Annotated in this window: 1 protein-coding gene; it reads left to right on the top strand. The window is 51.4% G+C overall.

All coding sequences use genetic code 11. The annotated features are described in order from the left end of the window. Nucleotides 1-257: condensation domain-containing protein (locus G9G53_RS26040; protein WP_165150916.1), on the top strand; the 257-nt coding region annotated here is incomplete at both ends.

Raw genomic sequence — 257 nt, 5'->3', positions numbered from 1 at the left:
GGCAAGGATTTGACTGGACGTATGGAAATGGTGGCCAAGCAGCACCACGTGACCCCGAATACATTGCTGCAAACAGCCTGGGGATTGCTGCTCCAAAAGTACAACGGTAGTGACGACGCTGTTTTTGGCGGTGTAGTGTCTGGTCGTCCAGCGGATATTTCGGGGATCGAAAATATGGTAGGCTTGTTCATTAACACCATTCCAATACGTATCCGCAGTGGGGCTGAGGACACCTTTGCCGACCTGATCAGAACGAA

The organism is Paenibacillus sp. EKM206P, from assembly GCF_011066155.1.
GTDB classification, from domain to species: domain Bacteria; phylum Bacillota; class Bacilli; order Paenibacillales; family Paenibacillaceae; genus Paenibacillus; species Paenibacillus polymyxa_D.
This window is presented reverse-complemented; position numbering and strand designations above follow the sequence as displayed.